Source organism: uncultured Escherichia sp. (genome assembly GCF_948475835.1).
In the GTDB taxonomy this organism is placed as follows: domain Bacteria; phylum Pseudomonadota; class Gammaproteobacteria; order Enterobacterales; family Enterobacteriaceae; genus ECMA0423.
Genome location: NZ_CAOLGM010000208.1, coordinates 1 through 4,160 on the forward strand (window position 1 = coordinate 1; position 4,160 = coordinate 4,160).

3 protein-coding genes are annotated in these 4,160 nt (G+C 51.2%); all 3 read left to right on the top strand.

Features of this window, described 5'->3' with window-relative positions; translation table 11 throughout:
- Positions 1-107: 107 nt before the first annotated feature.
- Positions 108-2,336, top strand: a complete 2,229-nt coding sequence (gene crfC / locus QZF50_RS22795; RefSeq protein WP_000288592.1) for a clamp-binding protein CrfC — start codon at positions 108-110, stop codon at positions 2,334-2,336.
- The gene (locus QZF50_RS22800; RefSeq protein WP_000169175.1) at positions 2,333-3,211 is read left to right on the top strand and encodes a YjcZ-like family protein; all 879 of its coding nucleotides are present in this window, start codon (positions 2,333-2,335) and stop codon (positions 3,209-3,211) included. The genes crfC and QZF50_RS22800 overlap by 4 nt, the downstream gene beginning before the upstream one ends.
- Positions 3,212-3,474: 263 nt before the next feature.
- On the top strand, positions 3,475-4,160 hold a 686-nt coding region (locus QZF50_RS22805; protein WP_290389007.1), incomplete at its 3' end, for an MFS transporter.

The window sequence follows — 4,160 nt, forward strand, 5'->3', positions numbered from 1 at the left end:
CTAAATATAAAATTATTTCTTGCAGTAATTATAAAAGCCGAAAACAGAACTCAAAAACAATCTGGCTAAATAAAAGTAACAAAATTTGCTTTAAGGAAGAATTTTCTATGTACACACAGACCCTGTATGAGTTAAGTCAGGAGGCTGAACGCCTGTTACAGCTTTCTCGCCAACAGTTGCAGTTACTGGAAAAAATGCCTCTCTCTGTACCCGGAGACGACGCGCCACAACTGGCTTTACCCTGGAGTCAGCCTAATATCGCCGAACGTCACGCGATGCTGAATAATGAGTTGCGTAAAATTTCCCGACTGGAAATGGTGCTGGCAATTGTCGGTACCATGAAAGCAGGGAAATCAACCACCATTAATGCCATTGTTGGTACGGAGGTTCTGCCTAATCGTAATCGCCCAATGACTGCGCTGCCGACGCTTATTCGCCATACGCCCGGGCAAAAGGAACCGGTACTGCATTTTTCACATGTCGCGCCAATCGATTGTTTAATTCAACAATTACAACAGCGCCTGCGTGATTGCGATATTAAGCATCTGACCGATGTGCTGGAAATAGATAAAGATATGCGTGCGCTTATGCAGCGGATCGAAAATGGCGTCGCTTTCGAAAAATATTATCTGGGTGCCCAGCCTATTTTTCATTGTCTGAAAAGTTTGAATGATTTAGTGCGACTGGCGAAGGCGCTGGACGTCGATTTTCCTTTTTCTGCTTACGCCGCCATTGAGCATATTCCCGTGATTGAAGTGGAGTTTGTCCATCTGGCGGGGCTGGAGAGTTATCCCGGTCAGTTGACGTTACTGGATACCCCCGGGCCAAATGAAGCCGGGCAACCGCATCTGCAAAAAATGCTTAACCAGCAGCTGGCACGCGCCTCGGCGGTACTGGCGGTGCTGGATTATACGCAACTGAAATCGATCTCCGATGAAGAGGTCCGTGAGGCGATTTTGGCGGTGGGGCAATCGGTGCCGCTGTATGTGCTGGTCAATAAGTTCGATCAACAGGATCGTAACAGTGACGACGCCGACCAGGTGCGGGCACTGATTTCCGGGACGCTGATGAAAGGCTGTATTACGCCACAGCAGATATTTCCGGTGTCGTCGATGTGGGGCTACCTGGCGAATCGAGCGCGCCATGAGTTAGCCAACAACGGTAAGTTACCAGCGCCAGAGCAACAACGCTGGGTGGAAGATTTTGCCCATGCTGCGCTCGGCAGGCGCTGGCGTCATGACGATCTGGCGGACCTCGAACATATTCGTCATGCTGCCGATCAGTTGTGGGAAGATTCGCTGTTCGCCCAGCCAATTCAGGCGTTGCTTCATGCCGCTTACGCTAACGCCTCGTTGTATGCTCTGCGATCTGCTGCGCATAAACTGTTGAATTACGCGCAGCAGGCGCGGGGATACCTGGATTTTCGTGCGCACGGGTTAAACGTCGCTTGTGAACAATTGCGGCAAAATATCCATCAGGTCGAAGAAAGTTTGCAGCTATTGCAACTCAATCAGGCGCAGGTGAGCGGCGAGGTTAAACATGAAATCGAGCTGGCCCTGACCTCCGCCAACCACTTTCTGCGTCAACAGCAAGATGCGCTGAATGCGCAGTTAGCCGCCTTGTTTCAGGATGATTCGGAGCCGTTAAGCGAGATTCGTACCTGCTGTGAGACACTGTTACAGACGGCGCAGAACACCATCAGTCGCGACTTTACGCTGCGTTTTGCCGAGCTTGAATCCACCCTTTGCCGGGTGTTAACCGATGTTATTCGGCCCATTGAGCAACAAGTCAAAATGGAATTGAGCGAGTCAGGGTTTCGTCCTGGGTTTCATTTTCCTGTTTTTCACGGCGTAGTTCCCCACTTCAACACTCGCCAGCTGTTCAGTGAAGTCATTTCGCGCCAGGATGCAACGGACGAGCAGAGCACGCGTTTAGGCGTTGTGCGTGAGACTTTTTCGCGCTGGTTGAATCAGCCCGACTGGGGACGGGGAAATGAGAAATCCCCGACAGAAACGGTTGATTACAGTGTGTTGCAACGAGCTTTAAGCGCAGAAGTCGATCTTTATTGCCAACAAATGGCTAAAGTTCTGGCAGAGCAGGTCGATGAATCTGTTACGGCAGGCATGAATACTTTTTTCGCTGAGTTCGCTTCATGTTTGACGGAATTACAGACGCGTTTACGCGAAAGTCTGGCTCTGCGTCAACAAAATGAATCGGTGGTCAGGCTGATGCAGCAGCAATTGCAGCAGACTGTGATGACTCACGGCTGGATTTACACCGACGCCCAGCTGTTACGCGATGATATTCAAACACTTTTCACGGCAGAACGATATTGACCAAGACGTTACTTGACGGCCCCGGTCGCGTGCTGGAGTCGGTTTATCCCCGCTTTTTAGTGGATCTGGCGCAGGGCGATGATGCCCGCCTTCCACAAGCCCATCAGCAGCAGTTTCGTGAACGACTGATGCAGGAACTTCTTGCGCGCGTGCAGCTTCAGACATGGACGAACGGCGGCATGTTAAATGCGCCGCTTAGCCTGCGTCTGACATTGGTGGAAAAACTGGCGTCGATGCTGGATCCCGGTCATCTGGCACTGACGCAGATCGCGCAGCATCTGGCGCTGCTGCAAAAAATGGATCACCGCCAGCACTCTGCTTTCCCGGAGCTCCCCCAGCAAATTGCCGCCTTGTATGAGTGGTTTTCAGCCCGTTGTCGCTGGAAGGAAAAGGCATTAACGCAACGAGGCCTACTGGTGCAGGCGGGTGAACAGAGCGAGCAAATTTTTACCCGCTGGCGTGCTGGGGCGTATAACGCCTGGTCGTTGCCTGGGCGCTGTTTTATCGTTCTCGAAGAGTTGCGTTGGGGGGCATTTGGCGATGCCTGTCGTCTGGGAAGCCCGCAAGCGGTGGCGTTGTTGCTGGGTGATTTGCGCGTGAAAGCGACACAACATCTGGCAGAGAGTATCAATGCGGCCCCGACCACGCGTCACTATTACCATCAGTGGTTTGCCTCTTCGACCGTTCCGACGGGCGGGGATCATGCTGATTTTTTAAGTTGGCTGGGAAAGTGGACCACGGCAGATAAACAACCCGTTTGCTGGTCAGTGACCCAACGCTGGCAAACTGTCGCGCTGGGGATGCCACGACTCTGTTCAGCGCAGCGTCTGGCGGGGGCAATGGTCGAGGAAATCTTCTCTGTAAATTTGGCGTAAATAATCAGTTACATCAATGAGTCCTAAACGAAATCCATGTGTGAAGTTGATCACAAATTTAAACACTGGTAGGGTAAAAAGGTCATTAACTGCCCAATTCAGGCGTCAACTGGTTTGATTGTACATTCCTTAACCGGAGGGTGTAAGCAAACCCGCTACGCTTGTTACAGAGATTGCATCCTGCAATTCCCGCTCCCCTTTTGCGGCCGTCGCGCTGATTTTTCTGGCGTTTGCGGAAATGGGCCAACTCTGCGAGGAAAGCTATGCTGAAAAGGAAAAAAGTAAAACCGATTACCCTTCGTGATGTCACCATTATTGATGACGGTAAACTGCGTAAAGCCATTACCGCAGCATCACTGGGTAATGCAATGGAATGGTTTGATTTTGGTGTTTATGGTTTTGTTGCTTACGCATTAGGTAAAGTTTTTTTCCCGGGGGCTGACCCCAGCGTGCAGATGGTTGCTGCACTTGCCACGTTCTCCGTTCCCTTTCTGATTCGACCGCTTGGCGGACTCTTCTTTGGTATGTTGGGCGATAAATATGGTCGCCAGAAGATCCTCGCTATCACTATTGTGATTATGTCGATCAGTACGTTCTGTATTGGCTTAATACCGTCCTACGACACGATTGGTATTTGGGCACCGATTCTGCTGTTGATCTGTAAGATGGCACAAGGTTTCTCGGTCGGCGGTGAATATACCGGGGCGTCGATATTTGTTGCGGAATACTCCCCTGACCGTAAACGTGGCTTTATGGGCAGCTGGCTGGACTTTGGTTCTATTGCCGGGTTTGTGCTGGGTGCTGGCGTAGTGGTGTTAATTTCGACCATTGTCGGCGAAGCGAACTTCCTCGACTGGGGCTGGCGTATTCCGTTCTTTATTGCTCTGCCGTTAGGGATTATCGGGCTTTACCTGCGCCATGCGCTGGAAGAAACTCCGGCGTTCCAGCA

What these genes read in the sequence shown, in the direction of transcription:
- crfC (WP_000288592.1), top strand. Translation starts at nt 108, where the DNA reads ATGTACACACAGACCCTGTATGAGTTAAGTCAGGAGGCTGAACGCCTG.